The organism is Christiangramia sp. 3-2217-3z (assembly GCF_051195275.1).
In the GTDB taxonomy this organism is placed as follows: domain Bacteria; phylum Bacteroidota; class Bacteroidia; order Flavobacteriales; family Flavobacteriaceae; genus Christiangramia; species Christiangramia marina.
In genome coordinates, this window is sequence record NZ_JBNJLI010000002.1 from 105554 (window position 1) to 125620 (window position 20067).

A 20067-nucleotide genomic window follows, 5' to 3' on the forward strand; every position below is an offset into this window, starting at 1 on the left:
TTCAAACGTATCTCTAAGATAATTTATACTTTGGAGGCCTAAATTATTTTCATGATCAAAAGTCTGTTTTTAGCACTATTTATGGTGCCTGTGCACATATTTGCACAAAGTCTATCCATAAACGAGGTAGACAGTCCACCACTTATAAAGGGCTATTGCGAAGAAGACCCTTCCGAAGAATGTTTTACCATTTCTATAAGTCAGTTTATGAATAGCAATGCTAAAATTGCTGATATCATCAAATCCAAAGGATCCGGAAAGGCGTATATACAATTTACTGTAAGTGAAAAAGGAGAAGTCATTAATGTAAGATCAAGATCTAAATTTCCTACCATTGCCCGAGTAGCGGAAGACGCTATAAAGGAATTGACGATCGCTGAGCCGGCAATGTTAAATGACCAACCCGTAGCGATCACTTACACCCTGCCGTTTAAATTCAGAAGCCTTGAAATAGAGAATGATAGCGCCAGGATTTCAGGGGACGGAGATTTTGCAAACATAACCGATGTGAATGAAGTAGCAACTCCTCCTGAGTTTCTAGGCTACGAGACAGGAATTAGAAATATAGTTGATCGTTTTAAGTATGATCTTAGAATGAAGCTAAGGCAAATGAGTTATGAAGACAAGCAAATTGACCTACTGAAAATTTCATTGATCATCGAGGAAAATGGAGACATCTCCAGAAAAATGGTAATTCATCCCAAGCGTAAACTTCAGAATATTGTAAAGACTGAAGTAGATAGGATCGTGATCGAGCAAGCAGCAAAAAATAAGAATGGAGAATACGAAAAAGTGCTTATTTCTTATGACTTCTCGAACTAGTCAGGCTTTAGGAACTCTAGATTTCGTTTTAAACCTTCATATTTAGTCCGTTTTACGGCCGATTTTCTAAAAATCTCATTGAAAGTTTCCCGGGTGATCTCCTCCCAGTCTTTTTTTGAGTTCTCCAGAAGTTCAGAATGCGGATTGAATAGTGGCTCCTGATGAGGTTTGGAAAATCGATTCCACGGGCAAACATCCTGGCAGACATCGCAGCCAAACATCCAGTCATCAAACTGATTCTTCATACTCTCCGGTAGCTCATCCTTCAATTCAATAGTGAAATAAGAAATACACTTACTGCCATTTACTTTGTAAGGTTCTACGATCGCTTCCGTTGGACAGGCATCAATACAGGCGGTACAGCTTCCGCAGTGATCGGTAACCGGAGTGTCGTATTCCAGATCAAGGTCTACGATCAATTCAGCAATAAAATAGAAAGAGCCGGTTTGTTTCGAAAGCAAATTTGAATGCTTCCCAATCCACCCGAGTCCGCTTTTTGCAGCCCAGGCCTTATCCAGCACCGGAGCTGAATCTACAAAAGCACGACCGTGAAAATCACCAATTTCATCCTGTAGCGTGGTGAGCATTTCCTTCAATTTATCCTTGATCACAAAATGATAATCTCTCCCGTAAGCGTATTTACTGATCTTATAAGATTCTGAATTTTGAGTTTCTGAAGGATAATAGTTCAGTAATAACGAAATGACACTTTTAGAACCCGGAACCAGCAAGGTAGGATCCAAACGTTTATCGAAATAATTTTCCATATAGCGCATTTCCCCATGCATATTATTCAGAAGCCAGCTCTCCAGTCTCGGCGCTTCCTCTTCCAGAAATTCAGCTTTTGAAATTCCGCATGACAAAAAGCCGAGGCGTTTTGCTTCGGCTTTAATAAGTTGAGAATATTTTGCTGCTGAAGGATTCAAAGAATGACTTTAGAGCAGCTAATGTAAAAATTAATTAGCTGAGATCATTGGAGTGTGGGATTAAATGGCGCAAAAACCCCATCGGGATTTTCCAGTCCCACCCAGGCGTGGAGCGTCCATCCTCCAGCGGTACAATTGAGATGCCAGTGATCATCTTCCCCTATGAAAGGTCCTTCGGGTATTGTATAATCTTCAGTTTGATCGCAGTTAGGAACCGGGATCAAATATTCTGCAGCTACAAATTGCATTTCCCCGTTTTCATCTGGATGATATACCAGGATTTCAGGTTTGAGAAGATCGAATTTCAAATCCACATATTCTTCTTTGGCATAATGATAGCCCATACCAGGTACAAGCGGACTCACCTGCTTATAACCCTGATCCACAGCTACGTCAAAATTATGAAATCTTCGCATTGCTTTAGTAAGCATGACTAGCTGATCATCCAGAGTCTCAGCCTTCTCAACCTTGAAATCATAGGACTGTAAGTTCTCATCTTCAAATGGATCTGAACTACAGGAACTAATTAGTGCTAAGAATAGAACTGGCAAAACCAGAAATGGTTTCGTAAATAAATTCTTTTTCATTTGTATATATTTTTGTTGGTTCCTATTCCATTTTGATGATCATATCATAATCGCCTGCAGTTTCTAAGACCTGCTGAATAATTTCTGGCGAAACCGACTTTTCCATAGCATTTTCCTCAATGGCGGGTATCCCGTATTTATGAAAGAATTCTCCGAAACATTTGGGACTGTGAATATTTACCCATTTACAGTTTTCGCTCTTGGAGTTTACGAATGTGTGCAGCGTTTTTGGTGGAATATCTATTGATTCCCCCGCTTTCACATTTCTCTGTTCGCCATTGATGATGAAATCCATCTCACCCGCTACGATGTAAAAAGACTCATGTAAATTTTCATGATAATGTGGTGGTGGACCAGGTACCTGACTAAGGGATTCGCCAATACTAAGATCATAGTCACCCGAAAGATTCTGTACTGAAACTTTGTGACCTAACACCCATGATTCTAATTCGTTACGCATCTTATGAGATTTTAGTCTCGTAAATATAAAACGGAATTTTGTTTAATCAAAATTTTATAAGATATTTGTCTCATGAATAAACAATACATTCAGAAAGGCAGGAAGACCCAGAAACTGAAAACCCGGGACAAAATCCTTAGAAGCACACAAAAGTTGCTGGAAAAGAATAAAGATATAAGCCTCGAGGATGTAGCGAAAGAAGCAGATATATCCAGAGCAACGATCTATCGTTACTACTCCAGTATTGATGTACTAGCTGCAGAAGCAGTACTGGATCTGAATACTAAAAGTTCGGAAGATCTGTATGATGAAGTTGCTGGGAAAGATTTGGAAGAAGCTATTTTGTCCATGCAGGATTACTACAACCAGTTAACCATTGATAACGAATCCGGGTTTAGGAAATACATGAGCGTAGTCCTCAATAATGATCAAAGCGATAAAATGCGTGGGGCTCGGCGTAAAAAATCCTTGATGATGTTGCTCGAGAACAAGGCTCAGCAAATGAGTGCTGAGGACAAGGAAAATTTAGCCAATATCGCAACAGTGCTAATGGGTGTTGAAGCCTTTGTAGTGACCAAAGACATGTGCGGTTTAAATAATGAAGATTCTAAAAAACTATTGAACTGGGGATTGGAAAAATTACTGGAATCCATATTGAAGTAAATCTATCTCCTTGTAAACTTTAGAATAGCATTTTCAGGCTTCAGAGTTATCAAGGGTTTGATTTCGATCTCGTTATTCACCGGCTGCAGTTTGTAATCGTTCATCAATTCCGCAACCGCAATGATCATCTCGAACATTGCGAAGTTATTTCCAATACATTTTCTTGGACCCGCACCAAATGGGAAATACTGTGAAGAATATTGTCTTCCGCCATCAGCGAACCTATCTGGCCTAAAAGTGTCTGGCTCTTGCCATAGATCTGGGTGTCTATGAACTTCGTGCAGTGAGAACAACAAATTGGAACCTGGTTCAAAATATTTGCCTTCAAATTCAAATTCCTCAAGATTCACTCGGTCTATAAAATAAGCTGGAGGATACATACGCAGTGACTCCTCTAGAACCATTTGAGTGAATGGCGCTTTAGTCACCAGATGCATAAGATCATTGCTTTCTTTCTTCAAAACTGAGACCTCTCTATATACCTTTTCCTGCCATTCCGGATTAAATGCGAGTAACTGAGCTGTAAAAGTTAACGAATTCGAGGTGGTTTCATGTCCCGCAGTAAACAGAATCAGGATCTCATCAATAAGTTGTTCTTCATCCATGAAGTTCCCGTCATCATATTTCGCATCCAGCAGCATATCCAGGAGATCGTCATAACGGTTTCCTGAAGCCTGTCGTTCGTGAACTATGGTTCGTAAAATGCTCCTTGCCTCCTCTGTTAGTTGAAGATAACTATCAATTTTTCCACTAAGACTAAACCACCAACCAAGATAAGGTTGCCTCAATTCTTTTACCAGCATTTGTTGCGTGGCTTCAGTTATGTATTGGAGTCGGTTGATCTCAGTTTGATTTGCAGCACTACTAAAAAGTGATTTTACAACCGTCTGGAAAGCTAGATCGTTCATAATTGGAAAAATATCGATCCCTTTCCCGGTCTCGATTTTTTCATATTCGGCACAGATTGCCTCCTTGATAGAATCCAGCAAGTTGGCAAGTTGCTTTTTATGAAATGCCGGCTGGACCAACTTCCGTTGTTTCTTCCAGTGCTCTCCCTCTGAAGTGAGCAGACCTTTACCCACGTATTTTACCAGATCTTTAGTTTGAATCTCAGATTTTACAAAGTTTTTCTGATTCTTCTGAAGTACATATTCTACAAGAGCTGCATCCCTGCTAAAAATAACCGATTTACTAAAACCGATCTTTAGTCGAAAAGTATCTCCTTTTTCTTCAAAGTTCTTTTTATGAAACGGCAACGGATTTTTTAAAATATTGGCTGAATGCTTTAAAAATTTAGCCAGTGAAACTTCGGGAATACTTTTCTCTTTCTCCTTCATGATACTATATTAAAACAATCCATTTTGCCCGGGAACCTTGGTTCTTCCAAGGTGTCGGTAAGCATGCTCGGTCACTTCTCTACCTCGAGGTGTCCGGTAAATAAATCCCTGCTGAATCAAAAATGGTTCATAAACCTCTTCTATAGTTTCAGCACTTTCACTTACAGCTGTCGCCAGGGTGGTAATACCTACAGGACCACCTTTAAACTTGTCGATAATGGTTTCCAGGATCTTGTTATCCATTTCATCCAGTCCATGCGCATCCACATTTAGTGCTTTTAAGCTATACCTGGCGATCTCAATATCGATCTTTCCATTACCTTTTATCTGTGCAAAATCCCGAACCCTTCTTAGTAAGGCATTTGCTATACGCGGAGTTCCACGACTTCTTCCAGCGATCTCGATAGCAGCTTCCTGTGATATTGGAACTTTAAGGATCTCAGAACTTCTTTCCACGATACCTGAAAGCAGTTCAGTAGAATAATACTGTAGTCTACTGGAAATTCCAAAACGAGCCCGCATGGGTGCCGTAAGCAATCCTGAACGCGTTGTCGCTCCTATTAAAGTGAAAGGATTTAAATTGATCTGTACCGTTCTTGCGTTAGGACCTGTTTCGAGCATAATATCGATACGGTAATCCTCCATGGCTGAATACAGATATTCTTCTACTATGGGACTTAATCGATGAATCTCATCTATAAATAGGATATCACGCTCGTCGAGATTTGTAAGCAAACCGGCGAGGTCTCCGGGTTTATCAAGAACGGGACCCGAGGTGATCTTTATTCCAACATTGAGCTCACTGGCAAGTATATGCGCCAAAGTGGTTTTTCCCAACCCAGGAGGTCCATGAAACAAGGTATGATCCAGAGCATCCCCACGCATATTAGCTGCCTGAACAAAGATCTGCAGGTTCTCCAGCACTTGTTCCTGTCCAGCAAAGTCATCGAAACTTAGTGGCCTTAAAGCTCTTTCTATATCAAATTCTTCAGGAGAAAGATTTTCTCCACTGGCATCCAGGTTCTCGTTCATCATTTAGTTGCTTTTCGCAATATATTTTTTAGTCTGCTGGATCCAATCTTCAGAATTATCCAGGTTTATATCCGGCTGCACTCCTACAGACTCATATTCCAGATATTTTTTATCGCCTTTAAAAGTAAAGAATCCTTTGAAGTTATAGCAGGGAAAATCATAAGTTTTACCAAGTTCATATGCGATGGTTCCGCTGGTTTTACTTCCGAGCAAGGTTACATTTTTAAACTTCTTCAGTCTTAGTGCAAACTGCTCTGCATTGCTTACTGTAGTACCATTTACTAAAACATAGAAATTAGAATTCTTATAGTTTTTCCGTAGATATTTATAGAGAATGTCAGAATTTCTATCACCACCGCCACCATTGTCCCGAAGATCGAGGATGAGGTCTTTAGTAACAGGTTTCTCTTCCAGACTTTTATAGAAAGTTTCTGCATTTTTAAGAACGGGATTGTAACCCGAAAAACTTCCAATTCTCAAATAAGTAATATCACCTGATTTTAAATATTGATAAGTTTCTGAATCCTCTACCCTGGAGCGATTTTGACTGGCGTTGGACTTTGAAAGCTGAAGTTTTGAAATATAACCATTCTTGATCTCGAGTGGAAAATTCACGAGCTTTTTGTCATGAAACTGACCTATGGCTGCAAGATAGCGACCATTCCCATATTTCAGGAATCTACCTATGATTTCCCCTTGCTGCCACACCTTCTTTCCGCCGCTAAGATTCACTACTATTAAATTCTCTTCGGAAGCATATACTCCTATGCTGAAACCATCACGGGAATAGATCCCCTGTACCTCATTCAAGGGCATCTCGTCAAGCTTTACTTTTAAGCTATCCAGATCGCCATCAAACTTCGGAAATTCATGATAGAATGTATCTGATTGTTTTACATCATAACCAACTTCAGAATACATCATATTATGCCGATCATTTAGAGTGACAAGTAGGTTACTCATCTGTTGAAAACAGTCATATTCAGGATAATTTCCGGTATACGAATGATTATCAGCAGCACTTAACGCAATATTATATGCTGATAGATCTGATGTATTCCTGGTGACAGGTAAATTTTGGACGGTTTTATTCAGAATTTCAACATTCCGGCTGCAGTCACAATCATTTTGCGAAGAAAGGCTGAAGCAAATTATCAAAAGCAAGCAAGAGCATAAATATTTCATATCAGTTGATTTGTAAAAAGATATTACAATTTGAGAAGTCAATAAAACATATAGAATAAAAAAAGCCTTTTCCGTAATGGAAAAGGCTTTCTGTATATACCTTATGTTCTTCTAGTGATTTAATTCTTCCTCACCTTCCTGAAGTGGCGTCGTTTGCGGCACGAAATCCTGACCGGCAATTACATATTCACCATCTTCTCCGGTTTTGGAATAATCATATGGCCATCTGTATACCGATGGGATTGCACCAGGCCAGTTTCCATGTACATGTTTTACAGGAGTAGTCCATTCTAAAGTGTTCGATCTCCAAGGGTTCATAACTGCTTTCTTTCCGTAGAACATAGAAGAGAAGAAGTTATAAATGAATACCAACTGAACTAATGCAGTGATAATGGCAGCTACCGTAATAATAACGTTCACATCTGCATAGTCATCAAAATATGGGAAACTTGTATTGGTATAATAACGTCTTGGAAGTCCCGCGATCCCGATGAAGTGCATTGGGAAAAAGACTCCGTAAGCACCTACAGCTGTTACCCAGAAATGGATATAACCAAGATTCTTATTCATCATTCTACCAAACATCTTAGGGAACCAGTGGTAAACACCGGCGAATAATCCGTATAGAGCAGAGATACCCATTACCAGGTGGAAGTGAGCAACCACGAAGTAAGTATCGTGCACGTTAATATCCAGTGTAGAATCCCCAAGGATAATTCCTGTTAGACCACCCGTAATGAAAGTAGAAACAAGACCTATCGAGAATAACATTCCCGGGTTCATCTGTAAATTACCTTTCCAGAGTGTCGTGATATAGTTAAAAGCTTTTACTGCTGAAGGAATTGCAATAAGTAATGTGGTAAAGGTAAATACCGATCCAAGGAACGGGTTCATACCAGACACGAACATATGGTGACCCCAAACGATCGTAGATAAGAATGCGATAGCCAAAATAGATGCTACCATCGCACGATATCCAAAGATTGGCTTACGTGAGTTTGTAGCGATAATTTCTGAAGTGATCCCTAGTGCTGGAAGTAATACGATATAAACTTCAGGGTGACCAAGGAACCAGAATAGGTGTTCAAAAAGTACCGGGGAACCTCCCTGATGACTTAATACCTCTCCTTTAATAAAGATATCACTTAAGAAGAAGGATGTCCCAAAACTTCTATCCATGATCAATAATAATGCGGCTGAAAGTAATACCGGGAAAGATACAACTCCAATAATAGCTGTTACAAAGAACGCCCATATAGTAAGTGGAAGTCTGGTCATAGACATCCCTGCAGTTCTAAGATTCAATACCGTAACGATATAGTTCAAAGATCCTAGTAATGAAGATGCAATGAAGATCGCCATAGAGACCAACCATAATGTCATCCCTGTTCCAGAACCGCTAATTGCCTGTGGCAATGCAGATAGTGGCGGATAAATCGTCCAACCTGCCATTGCTGGTCCTGACTCCACGAACAATGAACAAAGCATGATCACTGAAGAAAGGAAGAATAACCAGTAAGAAACCATATTCAGGAATCCAGAGGCCATATCCCGCGCACCAATTTGCAACGGAATTAATAAGTTCGAGAACGTACCAGAAAGTCCGGCAGTTAATACAAAGAATACCATGATGGTACCGTGAATAGTAACAAGTGCCAGGTAAATACTTGGTGACATTACTCCTTCCGGTGCCCAACGTTCTCCTAACAGTGCTTCAAATACCCAGAAAGATTCCTCTGGCCATGCAAGCTGAATACGGAAAAGTATGGACATCCCGATCCCTACAATTCCCATTAGAAGACCTGTAATAAGATATTGCTTCGCAATCATCTTATGATCGGTACTGAAAATATACTTTGTTATAAAAGTTTCCTTATGATGATGTCCGTGATCATCGTGGTGATCGTGTGCCGGTGCTGTTGCAAGTGCTGACATATCTCTAATTTCTTTATCTTAAAATTGTACGTTCGTTATCTATTCTACTGAAGCTACTGCATTCTCACCTTCCGGTGCATTTTCAGTCTCCATCTGCCCTTCAGAATCTTCTTGCATTGCCTCTGGCGTGCCGTCTCCAGCCGTATCCTCTGGTCTATCTACATTCTGACTGCTTTCTTCCATAGTACTTCCAAAAGTAGGCTGCTCTGCCATCCATGCATTAAAATCTTCTTCAGATTCCACTATGATCTTCATTTGCATGTTGTAGTGAGCCTGCCCACAAATCTTGTTACATAATAAGAAATACTCAAACTCATACTCATCAAGCGTAGCTTCACCCTGTGCTCTTAATACTTCGTTACGCTCATTTCTTACCTCATTAACGCTCTTCACCTTATCGCGCATATATTCGCTTTCTCTCATTTCTTCGGAAGTGATCGTTGGAGTAAAGCCAAACTGTGTGATCATACCAGGCACTACGTTCATTTGTGCACGGAAGAATGGGAAATAAGCTGAATGCAATACATCCTGAGACCTGAATTTGAAAAGTACTGGTCTGTCTACCGGTAAATGTAATTCAGTAGTGATAACATCATCTTTTCCATAAGAATCAGATTCATCCACCCCTAACTGGTTCACACCTTCTATAAAACGAACATTGGCTTTTCCTAAAGTATTGTCCTCACCGGAATATCTTGCTCTCCAGTCAAACTGATAAGCGTAAACTTCAATCACTAAAGGATCTTCGTCCTCATTGATATTCATGATATCACTCCAGGTAAATAATCCGTAGATGATAAGACCGGCAAGAGTGATTACAGGAATGATCGTCCAGATAAATTCCAGTTTATCATTATCTGCGTAGAATAATGCCTTTTGAGTTTTCTTACCTTTGTATTTAAAAGCAAAGTAGTGTAACAGACCCTGAGTAATGATCTGTACGAACATGATAAGTCCGATAGACACGAACATTAGCGTGTCATAATCTGAACCATGTTCAGAAGCTGCTTCCGGAAGGTAGAATTTACTGTATTCCCAGAAACAGAATATGGTAATAACATAAAGGAAAATTACAAATGCTAGCATCAGGATTCCGTGAGTACGGTTATCCTTATCGTTTGCAACCTGTGAAGTATCCTCATCTGATCCCTTAGATAACTGAAAGATCTTAGAGATCTGCCAACCTGTTACGGCCAGAAGTGCGAGTACTATGATTACTAAAAATACGGTCATTTTATAAGTTCTTCTTTAAACAATCAATCTTTATTAATAGTGGTAATGTTTACTTTCTTTCAAGTATGGATTACCTTTTACCAGTAGTGGTGCCTTTGTAAGCGCATTGAATACTATGAAAGAGAATAAACCTCCAAACAATAGCATTGCACTAATTTCAGGAATACCAATAAACCAGGATTCTCCAACAGTCGCAGGCATAACCATTACATAAACGTTAATGTAGTGACCACAAAGAATAATGATACCGGTCATTACGACAAACCAGTTCACTCGTTTGTAGTCGCTGTTCATCAACAATAATACCGGGAAAAGGAAATTGGTTACGATCATACCCCAGAAAAGTATAGGATAATCGTTCGTCCTCTGGATAAAGTAAACCACCTCCTCAGGAATATTTGAATACCATATCAACATAAACTGAGAGAACCACAGGTAAGTCCAGAAAATACTGATCCCGAACATGAACTTAGCCAGGTCATGTATATGACTGTTATTTACAAATTCAAGGTATCCTCTCGATTTAAGATAAATAGATATGATAGCGATCGTAGTGATCCCGGAAACGAACATACTTGCAAATACGAACCATCCGAACAATGTACTAAACCAATGCGGATCCAAACTCATGATCCAGTCCCATGACATCATAGATTCGGTCACGATAAAGAATACAAGGAATCCAGCAGATAGTTTAAAAGTCTTTTTAAAGATTGATAAATCTGTTGCATCGTCCATCTTTCTAGAGTTCTTTACAAGTAAATGTCTGAAGATTGCCCATCCACCAAGATAGATAGCAGCTCTGATTAAGAAAAACGGTACGTTTAAGTATGCTGTTTTATTCTGTATAATTTCATCATGTGCTACTACTTCAGGATCCATCCATACGAATAGATGGTTTAAATGTAAACCTGAAAGCACAAGTATTACAAAAACGATAAGTCCACCAGGTAGTAAGTAAGCTGTGATAGCTTCCATTACTCTGAATAATACCGGTGACCAACCTGCCTGTGCAGCGTACTGTACAGCGTAAAAGGCCAGAACTCCCAAGGAGATCATAAAGAAAAAGAATGCTGCCACATAAAGCGCAGCCCATGGCTTATTCTGTAGCTGGTGCAGAATATGCTCCATATGCTCAGCCTCATGAGATGCTTCTTCACCGTGACCGGCTTCAGCGTGATCTGCTTCAGCGGCATGATCTGTATTATCTTCAGTGTGTTCTATATTCTCAACTTCAGTGTTTCCACCAGGGATCTGCTCTACATTAACTTCGTGAGTTTCATCTGTCGCATGCTCTTCCCCGTGATGTTCAGAAGCCATCATTGCCTCCACATCCTCGATAGTTTCTGGAGCCGCGATAAACCCGTAAACGAGACCTATTGCTCCCACAATCATACAAATGATTGCTGCTAATTTTATTTTACTGGATAGCGTATACATATTGATAGATCTAAATCTTTATTCTTGAGTTTCGGTTTGGTTGTTTTCGGTAGTACCTTCAGCAGCCGTGTCGCCAGCATCCTCATAGATATTAGCATCGGCTCTGGAAGGAAGAAGGCTTGTTTGCTCTTCTTCAAATTCTCTTTCAGGTTTACCTTCCAACTTATCTTTTAAGCTCATCACATAGTGATCAATCTGCCAGCGCTCTTCGATAGAAGTCTGCGAAGCATAAGATCCCATGTTATTAATTCCGTAGTACATTACGTGATAAACACTACCTTCAGTAATTGCTCTACCTGCATCATCGTAGGATGGTACACCAAGGATCTTTTCTCTTTCTACAAGAATTCCTTTACCATCTCCCTTATCACCGTGGCAAACTGCACAATAAATAGTGTACAAACCTTTACCTTCTGCAAGGTTATCCTGAGTATATGGAATTGGATTGTTAAGATTTGCCTTAGCATTTGCAAGTCCTGCTGCAGAATTTTCGTAATCGTACGGCATCCATCCTCTTGGAATAGATCCTTCTACCGGTAGCTTTGCCTCCTGAGCATTCTCAAATACCTTGTACTCACCGTAAGTTTCGTAACCTACAGACTCATACATATCTGGCATGTACTGATAGTTTGGATCCTCCTTGTCATTGCAGGAAACAACTGCAACACCAAGCAGACATAATCCTATAGTTTTATGGAACAAACTTCTCATTATCACTATTTATTATCTATTAATCTAATTTCAGATGCTCCAGTATCGTAAAGAAACTTCGTAAGATCATCTATGTTATGGTTCGCAGCATCCACTTCCATAAGAAACAGGTCATCTGTAGTTCTTACATCAGGGTTTTCAGCTTTTTTGAATGGCCATAATCTACTTCTCATGTAGAATGTGATTACCATAAGGTGAGCTGCAAAAAATACTGTAAGTTCGAACATGATAGGTACAAAAGCCGGCATATTCTGAAGAAAGCTAAAACTTGGTTTTCCTCCAATATCCTGTGGCCAGTCCTCTATCATGATAAAATTCATCATAGCAACTGCTACTGACAAACCAACCAATCCGTAAAGGAATGCGGTGATGGCAAGTCTTGTTGGAGCAAGTCCCATTGCTTTATCAAGTCCGTGAACCGGAAATGGACAATAGATCTCTCCAATATGATAGCGTGCTTCACGAATCTGCTTTACAGCCTGTAAAAGCAGGTCGTCATCTTGGTAAATAGCGTGTAAAACTTTAGTTGCCATCCTGATTATTTATTTTTTAGTTTGTTTGCCTGCTCTGTCCATCCAGCTCTATTCGCCTGGATAGGGAAGTTCTCGATCACTTCGTCAAGAAGGACAAAATCCTGTTCTGTCAATTTACTAACCTGGTCGAAAAGGTAGATACCAACCTGGTGGAAATGCTGTTGTAGTAAAGGCCCAACATTCTTAAGTCTGGTTAGGTCATCTGCAGACTGTGTTGCAGGATCATAAGTACCAATTCTTCCCAACATCTCATCAATACGGTCTTTCATCACTTCTGAAATTACCATACCATCAGCATTCACAGTATCCTCATGAGGATGATCTGCTTCTACCGTTTTTTGATGTTCTGTATCTTCGATCTTATGATGTATTCCATCTTCCTCATTTTGCATAGGATTTCTTCCTACCGCCTGAGGATCATAATGCAATACATCATCACCATGCTGAGCTCTTAGTTTTTTATACTTCTCTCCGGAAGCCTTCAGAATTGTCTTCACCTCTGCCTGAGCGATCACTGGGAACGAACGGGCATATAAAAGGAACAATACAAAGAAGAATCCAATAGTTCCTATAAAGATTCCGATATCTACAAAAGTAGGCGAGAACATCGTCCATGAAGATGGAAGGTAATCACGGTGAAGCGAAGTCACAATAATTACAAAACGTTCGAACCACATCCCAATGTTTACAACGATCGAGATGAAGAAAGAGAACATGATACTGGTACGCAATTTCTTAAACCACATGAACTGCGGAGAGAATACGTTACAGGTCATCATACTCCAGTACGCCCACCAGTAAGGTCCGGTAGCCCTGTTAAGGAATGCATACTGTTCGTACTCCACACCAGAGTACCATGCGATCACTAACTCGGTAATATATGCAGTACCTACAATAGAACCTGTGATCATGATCACGATGTTCATTAATTCGATATGCTGAATGGTGATATAGTCTTCAAGATTAGAAACCTTTCTCATGATGATAAGCAAGGTGTTCACCATCGCAAATCCAGAGAAGATCGCACCCGCAACGAAGTAAGGAGGGAAAATGGTCGTATGCCATCCCGGTATTACCGAAGTTGCAAAGTCAAAAGATACGATTGTATGTACAGAAAGTACAAGTGGCGTTGCCAATCCAGCAAGTACCAGCGATACTTCTTCAAAACGTTGCCAGTCCTTAGCACGCCCACTCCATCCAAAGGATAGAATTCCGTAGACTTTCTTAGTAAAAGGAGTGATTGCACGGTCACGGATCATTGCAAAATCAGGTAGCAACCCAGTCCACCAGAATACCAGTGATACAGAAAGATACGTAGAGATCGCAAATACATCCCAAAGAAGTGGCGAGTTAAAGTTCACCCATAGTGATCCAAACTGGTTAGGAATTGGAAGTACCCAATATGCCAGCCATGGACGGCCCATGTGAATAAGCGGGAATAGACCTGCCTGCATTACAGAGAAAATGGTCATTGCCTCTGCAGACCTGTTAATTGCCATTCTCCATTTCTGGCGAAAAAGCAGTAATACGGCAGAAATAAGTGTACCGGCGTGACCAATACCTACCCACCATACGAAGTTGGTAATATCCCAGGCCCAACCTACGGTTTTGTTTAATCCCCAGGTACCAATACCTGTAGAAATTGTGTAAACTATACATCCTACACCCCAAAGAAAGGCAACAAGGGCAATAGAGAAAACTATCCACCAGGATTTGTTAGCCCGTCCTTCAACCGGAGCAGCAACATCCACCGTCACGTCGTGATAGCTTTTGTTCCCGGTAACTAGAGGCTTTCGTATAGGTGCTTCGTAATGAGACATATCCTTCTAATTGATTCTTAGTTATTCGTTATTTTAAGCTTCGGTTGTATTTCTAACTTTCGTCTGGTACATCACGTTTGGTTTCGTACCTACATACTCAAGAAGATGATACATCCTGTCGTCATTTTTCTTTTCAAGAACTTTCGAGTCTTTGTTATTCACATCCCCAAAGACCATCGCACCTTTATCACAAGCAGCAGAACAAGCAGTCTGGAATTCTCCATCTTCGATCGTTCTACCTTCTCTCTTCGCATCAAGAATGGTTTTCTGAGTTTTTTGAATACACATAGAACATTTCTCCATTACCCCTCTGGAACGTACAGTAACGTCAGGATTGAGAACCATTCTACCCAGGTCGTTGTTCAGGTGATAATCAAACTCATCATTCTGAGCATAATTGAACCAGTTGAAACGACGTACTTTATAAGGACAGTTGTTCGCACAATATCTAGTACCAACACATCTGTTATAAATCATTTGATTCTGACCCTGTCTACCGTGAGAAGTTGCCGCAACAGGACAAACTGTTTCACATGGAGCATGGTTACAATGCTGACACATTACCGGCTGGAAAACAACCTGAGGATTATCTGCAGTAGATTCAAGTCTGTCGAAAGTAGACAATGAACCTTCTCCTTCTCGATCTCCAAAGATATAGTCTCCAAAACCAAGACCTGAAGCATCTTCTTTTTCCTCAATATCTTCCGTAAAGTTGTCTTCAGAAGAGAAGTAACGGTCAATACGCAACCAGTGCATATCTCTGGACTTTCTTACTTCCTCTTTCCCAACTACTGGAACGTTGTTTTCAGAATGACAGGCAATCACACAAGCACCACATCCGGTACATGCATTCAGGTCGATACTCAAATTAAAGTGAGGACCTGTAGACCTATCGAAACTTTCCCAGATATCAACTTCCGGAGAAGTTACTGGAGTTTCCTGGTGATCTAAAGAAACTTCCGGAACACGGTTCCATACGTGAGCATCTTTGGTATTAAAGATCTCAAGGGTAGTTTCCTTTATGATATCTCCACGACCCATCAAGGTATTATGAAGCTGAACACAGGCGAACTCATGAACACCCGGAGCCTTTTCTATTTTTACTTTCTGAACAGATTTGAAATCGTTATATAACGGATAAGCATTCACACCTGTTTGCATCTCTTCCTGAACACCGGATTTTCTACCGTATCCAAGTGCAAGACCAACAGATCCTTTTGCCTGTCCTGGCATAATATAAACCGGAACATTCTGAACTACAGTATCACCAACGCTAACGTTCACATAGCTACCGTTAAGTCCGCCATTTGCAACATGTTCGTTCATAACTCCCATCGCCTCGGCATCTGCCTTAGACATGGTAATGTAGTTATCCCAACTTGCTCTGGTTAATGGATCTGGCATTTCCTGCAACCAAGGGTTGTTTGCCTGCTGTCCATCTCCAATCGCAGTATTAGTGTAAAGACTTAATTCAAATCCTTCACCGTCAAGATCATCAATGCTATAAGAAATAGCTGATGCCCTGCTTCCTGCTGAAGCCGGAAGAGCTACCGGTGAACTAGCTTCAAAGACACCATCATGAAGCACTTCGCTCCAGCTACGATCGCCAAGTCCGCCAGACCAGGTTTCCTGAATATATTCGTAGTAAGACTGATCATTATCTGTCCATTTCAATAACGTATCCTGAAATTGTCTGGTATCAAATAAGGGTCTTATTGTTGGCTGCATAAGACTGAAAGCCTTTTCGCTATACTGAATATCTCCCCAGCTTTCAAGATAGTGCGGAGTTGCAGCAACATATTTACTTAATTGAGAAGTCTCGTCAGTTCTTGTAGTAAAATCAACTACGGTCTTCACTTTCTTGAGACCTTCTACAAAATCTTTCGAGTTTGGAAGGGTATGAACCGGGTTAAGACCAGCAATCATAAGAGCGCCAATACTTCCGTTATTCATATCCTTAACTAGCTGAGCTACTTCACTAGCATTTCCCTGGCGAGTTACACGAGCATTCGAAGTATCCATAACCCGGCTTCCCAGAGCTTCGTTGATCTCCAATGCCCAGGCCTGTGCTTCCTCATCTGGAATTCCACACACAACCACAGCAGCACTTCCTGCTTTTCTTAGCTGTCTGGCAGCTTTCACTACTGCATCATCAAGCTTTTCAGAAAGAGCACTGGTAGAACCACCAGCGATATAACCTTTAAGAGCAGCCATTACAGCTTTTTGCTCAGATGGTTTAACTGGAACACGCTTATCTGCATTTGCTCCGGTCAACGACATATTCGATTCAAATTGAATATGACGTGACATTTTACCATTTTCAGGAATTCTGGTTTTTGCAAAAGCAGCATCAAAACCACCACCTTGCCAGTCACCAAGGAAATCTGCACCAACACCAACTACTGTTTCCACTTTAGAGAAATCATAGTGAGGTAGTGCGCGTCTTCCGTATTTAGACTGAAATGCATTCAATGCAGGATCTTCTGAAATAGTATCATACACCACGTGGCGTACATTACCAAATTTCGAAGAAAACTCCTGAATTAATTTTGTAGTTGAAGGACTGGCAAATGTTTGCGTAAGCAATACGATCTCACCATTCGCGTTTTCAAGTTCTGAAACAACCTGACGGTCGAATTCTTCCCAGGAAACGTTTCTTCCTTCAATCATTGGACGTTTAACCCTTTTAGTATCATACAATGAAAGTACCGAAGCGTGAACACGAGCGTTAACTCCGCCCTTGAACTTCGAAAGATCATTATTTTCAATTTTTACAGGACGACCTTCACGTGTCTTTACCAACACACTGGCGAAGTCGAAACCATCAGCAATAGTAGTCGCATAGTAGTTAGCAACACCAGGAACTATCCTATCTGGCTGAACTACGTAAGGAATAGACTTTACCACCGGGCCTTCACAGGCAGCCAGTGATGCCGCTGCTGTACTGAAACCAACATACTTAAGGAAATCACGTCTTGAAGTTTTAGAGTCTGCAAGATTATCTTTATCCCCAAGAAAGTCCTCAATCGGGATCTCCTCAGCGAATTCCTTTTGCTGGAGCGTCTCAACAACAGAGCTTTTATCTTCCAGCTCTTCAACACTTTTCCAGTATTTCTTGTTTGATGACATATTATATCTAAATATTAGCTTCTTAATTTAAACCTGAACTTCAGGATTTTAGTAGTGACACTTACCACATTCTAAACCACCCATTTGAGCAGCCGTAAGCTCTTCTACACCATATTTTTTGGATAATTCTTCATGAATCTTTTCATAGTACTCATTACCCTCAATTCTGATATTCGTTTCGCGGTGACAGTTAATACACCATCCCATGGTTAGAGGCGCATTTTGATAAACGATCTCCATTTCTTCGATAGGACCATGACATTTCTGACATTCAATTCCAGCTACACTTACGTGCTGCGAGTGATTGAAGTATGCAAAATCTGGCAGGTTGTGAATACGAACCCATTTAACTGGTTTCTCTTCTCCAGAATAAGTTCTGGAAGCAGGATCCCAACCGGTCGCATCATATAACTTAGCGATTTCTTTATCGTAAAATTCTTTCGAGTATTCTTCAGTAGCCGTTTCAGGAGACACCTCAGCAATAGCCTTGTGACAGTTCATACAAACATTTAAGGAAGGAATCCCGGAGTGTTTAGAAACTCTTGCAGAAGAGTGACAGTACTTACACTCGATCTGATTATCACCTGCGTGAATTCTATGTGAATAGTGAATTGGCTGAATTGGCTGATAACCCTGATCAACACCAATCTGCATTAGAAATCCGTAAGAGAAGTACCCTACAGTAAGCAACACGAAGATTGACGTCACAACAAGAAGGAATTGATTCTCTACGAAAGATTGATATAAAGGTTTAGTTTTTGGCTTCTCCGGAATTGCAATTCCAGAAGCAGAAGCGAAATTTCTTAATGTTTTGTTCACAAGGAAAAGCACCACAAGAAGAAGCACCAAAACAAAAGCAAGAATTCCTAAAATGATATTTACAGAAACACCACCTGAACCTTCACCTCCACCTGACTGAGCTGCACCAGTAGTTGCCGCTGTTGGTTCAGGTTTAGGCTGCTCAACGTAAGCAAGAATATTATCAATATCACTCTCGGTCAATTGAGGAAAAGCCGGCATTGCCGTCTGATTCCATTCATTGTAAACTTCGTTAGCTTCAGCATCACCACTAGCGATCAAAGCAGCAGAATTCTGGATCCAGTCATAAAGCCACTCCATTTCATGTCTATCTGTCGCACCGCTTAAGGCAGGACCAATAGAATTAGAATAAGGTTTATGACAGGCTGCACACAATGAATTGAATAATTCTTTACCAGCAGCAGCATCTCCAAGAGAGGCAGCAGCTGCTCCAGCACCAGCATCAGTTTCGGCTGCCTGACCAGACTCAGCCTGAGCTGTAGTATCCTGCGCCGTCTGATCCTGCGCATGCGCGAACAGAGAAAATGTAAATAAGAAAGCTACGCTTAAGAGTAGTTGTCGCGAAATTGAATGGCGGAAAATCACCTTTTTCATATTTTAAGTTCGATTAACGTCTAAACTTTGGTACGGTTTTTACACTCAGTATTTTAGGGCTAAATACCTAAAAAGGTACCTTTAAATTCAGGCACAAAAGTAATACTTATAGACGATTCTAGGAATGTTAGATAAGTGTTAATGGGTAATTTATAATAGTTCTAAATAATATTTTACAAGCTGTTTAAGTTATTATATTTTACATTTGTCAAAAGACCACAAGCTATGAAAAAACCTAATATACAGTACTCATTTGCGATCGCAGCTTTTTTCCTTCTTTTTAATCTGAGTTCCAGTGCTCAACAGGCCAGTGTTGAAATTCAACAAAGCAAAAAGATCGACAAGCTCATGGAAGTAAAGAAAGAATTGAATGATAATAACAAGATTGGCGACCGCTTCGTGATTCAATTATTTTATGGAGATAATGGTGAAGCAAACGAAGTAATTCAAAAGTACCGGAATCTTTATGAATACCCCTCTAAAATCGCTTACGAAGCCCCCAATTATAAAGTTTGGGTAGGTAACTTTAGAAACAGACTGGAAGCAGACAGAGCGCTTTTAACCCTGAAAGAAGAATTTCCTTCAGCTTTTATTCCGAAGCCACAGAGGAAATAAGAATTTGAAAATTATACATTATAAAGCGGCTCATTGAGCCGTTTTTTTGTTGATAGCTACTTCGGAAACTGATATTTACAAACGACGCTACAAGACCAACTATTTATAGCTGAAGATTTCTCATATTCTAACCAATAATTCAGGTTTTTAATCAAAGTCTCTTTACCCATATTCCCAACTGTCTCAAAGAATTTGAGTGGAAAATATGGCAGTTTGCTGTTTGATC

17 protein-coding genes are annotated in these 20067 nt (G+C 40.3%); 3 read left to right on the plus strand and 14 right to left on the minus strand.

Annotation, left to right across the window (positions count from 1 at the left end):
* Window positions 1–51: 51 nt before the first annotated feature.
* Window positions 52–822 (plus strand): energy transducer TonB, encoded by a 771-nt coding sequence (locus ACSHZO_RS03810; RefSeq protein ID WP_298246147.1) that lies wholly within the window; start codon window positions 52–54, stop codon window positions 820–822.
* Here the strand turns inward: ACSHZO_RS03810 and queG are convergent.
* From queG to ACSHZO_RS03825, 3 genes are read right to left on the minus strand one after another with little or no spacing between them, the layout of a single operon-like run.
* Window positions 819–1748, minus strand: coding sequence for a tRNA epoxyqueuosine(34) reductase QueG (queG, locus tag ACSHZO_RS03815; protein ID WP_298246146.1), 930 nt, complete (start codon window positions 1746–1748; stop codon window positions 819–821). The two genes, ACSHZO_RS03810 and queG, sit on opposite strands and share 4 nt — an antisense overlap.
* 44 nt (window positions 1749–1792) lie before the next feature.
* Complete coding sequence (locus ACSHZO_RS03820) at window positions 1793–2335, minus strand: hypothetical protein (protein ID WP_298246145.1); 543 nt, start codon at window positions 2333–2335, stop codon at window positions 1793–1795.
* A 22-nt stretch (window positions 2336–2357) separates the two neighbouring features.
* The gene (locus ACSHZO_RS03825) at window positions 2358–2795 is read right to left on the minus strand and encodes a cupin domain-containing protein (RefSeq protein ID WP_298246144.1); all 438 of its coding nucleotides are present in this window, start codon (window positions 2793–2795) and stop codon (window positions 2358–2360) included.
* A 72-nt stretch (window positions 2796–2867) separates the two neighbouring features.
* On the opposite strand from ACSHZO_RS03825, the gene ACSHZO_RS03830 reads away from it, so the two are divergent.
* Complete coding sequence (locus tag ACSHZO_RS03830) at window positions 2868–3458, plus strand: TetR/AcrR family transcriptional regulator (protein WP_298246143.1); 591 nt, start codon at window positions 2868–2870, stop codon at window positions 3456–3458.
* A 2-nt stretch (window positions 3459–3460) separates the two neighbouring features.
* Here the strand turns inward: ACSHZO_RS03830 and ACSHZO_RS03835 are convergent, their stop codons facing one another.
* The 11 genes from ACSHZO_RS03835 to ACSHZO_RS03885 form a co-directional block, all read right to left on the minus strand.
* On the minus strand, window positions 3461–4795 hold the full coding sequence (locus tag ACSHZO_RS03835; RefSeq protein WP_298246142.1) for a cytochrome P450: 1335 nt from the start codon (window positions 4793–4795) through the stop codon (window positions 3461–3463).
* A 9-nt stretch (window positions 4796–4804) separates the two neighbouring features.
* The gene (ruvB, locus tag ACSHZO_RS03840; protein WP_298246231.1) at window positions 4805–5827 is read right to left on the minus strand and encodes a Holliday junction branch migration DNA helicase RuvB; all 1023 of its coding nucleotides are present in this window, start codon (window positions 5825–5827) and stop codon (window positions 4805–4807) included.
* Between the two features lie 3 nt (window positions 5828–5830).
* Window positions 5831–6790 carry a S41 family peptidase gene (locus ACSHZO_RS03845; protein WP_298246141.1) on the minus strand — a complete coding sequence of 320 codons (960 nt, stop codon included), beginning with the start codon at window positions 6788–6790 and terminating at the stop codon, window positions 5831–5833.
* A 333-nt stretch (window positions 6791–7123) separates the two neighbouring features.
* Window positions 7124–8947 carry a cytochrome c oxidase subunit I gene (locus ACSHZO_RS03850; protein WP_295181061.1) on the minus strand — a complete coding sequence of 608 codons (1824 nt, stop codon included), beginning with the start codon at window positions 8945–8947 and terminating at the stop codon, window positions 7124–7126.
* Between the two features lie 39 nt (window positions 8948–8986).
* Window positions 8987–10180, minus strand: coding sequence for a cytochrome c oxidase subunit II (locus ACSHZO_RS03855; protein ID WP_298246140.1), 1194 nt, complete (start codon window positions 10178–10180; stop codon window positions 8987–8989).
* 33 nt (window positions 10181–10213) lie between these two features.
* Window positions 10214–11620 (minus strand): quinol:cytochrome C oxidoreductase, encoded by a 1407-nt coding sequence (locus ACSHZO_RS03860; protein ID WP_298246139.1) that lies wholly within the window; start codon window positions 11618–11620, stop codon window positions 10214–10216.
* Between the two features lie 18 nt (window positions 11621–11638).
* Window positions 11639–12331, minus strand: a complete 693-nt coding sequence (locus ACSHZO_RS03865) for a c-type cytochrome (protein WP_298246138.1) — start codon at window positions 12329–12331, stop codon at window positions 11639–11641.
* Window positions 12332–12336: 5 nt separating this feature from the next.
* Window positions 12337–12864, minus strand: coding sequence for a DUF3341 domain-containing protein (locus tag ACSHZO_RS03870; RefSeq protein ID WP_298246137.1), 528 nt, complete (start codon window positions 12862–12864; stop codon window positions 12337–12339).
* A gap of 5 nt (window positions 12865–12869) precedes the next feature.
* Complete coding sequence (nrfD, locus tag ACSHZO_RS03875; protein ID WP_298246136.1) at window positions 12870–14684, minus strand: NrfD/PsrC family molybdoenzyme membrane anchor subunit; 1815 nt, start codon at window positions 14682–14684, stop codon at window positions 12870–12872.
* Window positions 14685–14717: 33 nt separating this feature from the next.
* The gene (locus tag ACSHZO_RS03880; RefSeq protein ID WP_298246135.1) at window positions 14718–17813 is read right to left on the minus strand and encodes a TAT-variant-translocated molybdopterin oxidoreductase; all 3096 of its coding nucleotides are present in this window, start codon (window positions 17811–17813) and stop codon (window positions 14718–14720) included.
* 48 nt (window positions 17814–17861) lie between these two features.
* Window positions 17862–19226, minus strand: a complete 1365-nt coding sequence (locus tag ACSHZO_RS03885) for a c-type cytochrome (RefSeq protein ID WP_298246134.1) — start codon at window positions 19224–19226, stop codon at window positions 17862–17864.
* Between the two features lie 225 nt (window positions 19227–19451).
* Here ACSHZO_RS03885 and ACSHZO_RS03890 point away from each other — a divergent pair, with 225 nt between their 5' ends.
* Entirely contained in the window at window positions 19452–19841 is a 390-nt protein-coding gene (locus ACSHZO_RS03890) for an SPOR domain-containing protein (RefSeq protein ID WP_295180855.1), read from the plus strand.
* Window positions 19842–20067 lie beyond the last annotated feature (226 nt).

Excerpts from the sequence above, each read along its gene's own strand:
- ACSHZO_RS03885 (WP_298246134.1), bottom strand. The coding sequence starts at position 19,226 with ATGAAAAAGGTGATTTTCCGCCATTCAATTTCGCGACAACTACTCTTA.
- ACSHZO_RS03810 (WP_298246147.1), top strand. The coding sequence starts at position 52 with ATGATCAAAAGTCTGTTTTTAGCACTATTTATGGTGCCTGTGCACATA.
- ACSHZO_RS03850 (WP_295181061.1), bottom strand. The coding sequence starts at position 8,947 with ATGTCAGCACTTGCAACAGCACCGGCACACGATCACCACGATGATCAC.
- ACSHZO_RS03835 (WP_298246142.1), bottom strand. The coding sequence starts at position 4,795 with ATGAAGGAGAAAGAGAAAAGTATTCCCGAAGTTTCACTGGCTAAATTT.
- ACSHZO_RS03865 (WP_298246138.1), bottom strand. The coding sequence starts at position 12,331 with ATGAGAAGTTTGTTCCATAAAACTATAGGATTATGTCTGCTTGGTGTT.
- ACSHZO_RS03845 (WP_298246141.1), bottom strand. The coding sequence starts at position 6,790 with ATGAGTAACCTACTTGTCACTCTAAATGATCGGCATAATATGATGTAT.
- ACSHZO_RS03870 (WP_298246137.1), bottom strand. The coding sequence starts at position 12,864 with ATGGCAACTAAAGTTTTACACGCTATTTACCAAGATGACGACCTGCTT.
- ACSHZO_RS03880 (WP_298246135.1), bottom strand. The coding sequence starts at position 17,813 with ATGTCATCAAACAAGAAATACTGGAAAAGTGTTGAAGAGCTGGAAGAT.
- ruvB (WP_298246231.1), bottom strand. The coding sequence starts at position 5,827 with ATGAACGAGAACCTGGATGCCAGTGGAGAAAATCTTTCTCCTGAAGAA.
- ACSHZO_RS03820 (WP_298246145.1), bottom strand. The coding sequence starts at position 2,335 with ATGAAAAAGAATTTATTTACGAAACCATTTCTGGTTTTGCCAGTTCTA.
- ACSHZO_RS03855 (WP_298246140.1), bottom strand. The coding sequence starts at position 10,180 with ATGACCGTATTTTTAGTAATCATAGTACTCGCACTTCTGGCCGTAACA.
- ACSHZO_RS03890 (WP_295180855.1), top strand. The coding sequence starts at position 19,452 with ATGAAAAAACCTAATATACAGTACTCATTTGCGATCGCAGCTTTTTTC.
- ACSHZO_RS03830 (WP_298246143.1), top strand. The coding sequence starts at position 2,868 with ATGAATAAACAATACATTCAGAAAGGCAGGAAGACCCAGAAACTGAAA.
- ACSHZO_RS03825 (WP_298246144.1), bottom strand. The coding sequence starts at position 2,795 with ATGCGTAACGAATTAGAATCATGGGTGTTAGGTCACAAAGTTTCAGTA.
- ACSHZO_RS03860 (WP_298246139.1), bottom strand. The coding sequence starts at position 11,620 with ATGTATACGCTATCCAGTAAAATAAAATTAGCAGCAATCATTTGTATG.
- nrfD (WP_298246136.1), bottom strand. The coding sequence starts at position 14,684 with ATGTCTCATTACGAAGCACCTATACGAAAGCCTCTAGTTACCGGGAAC.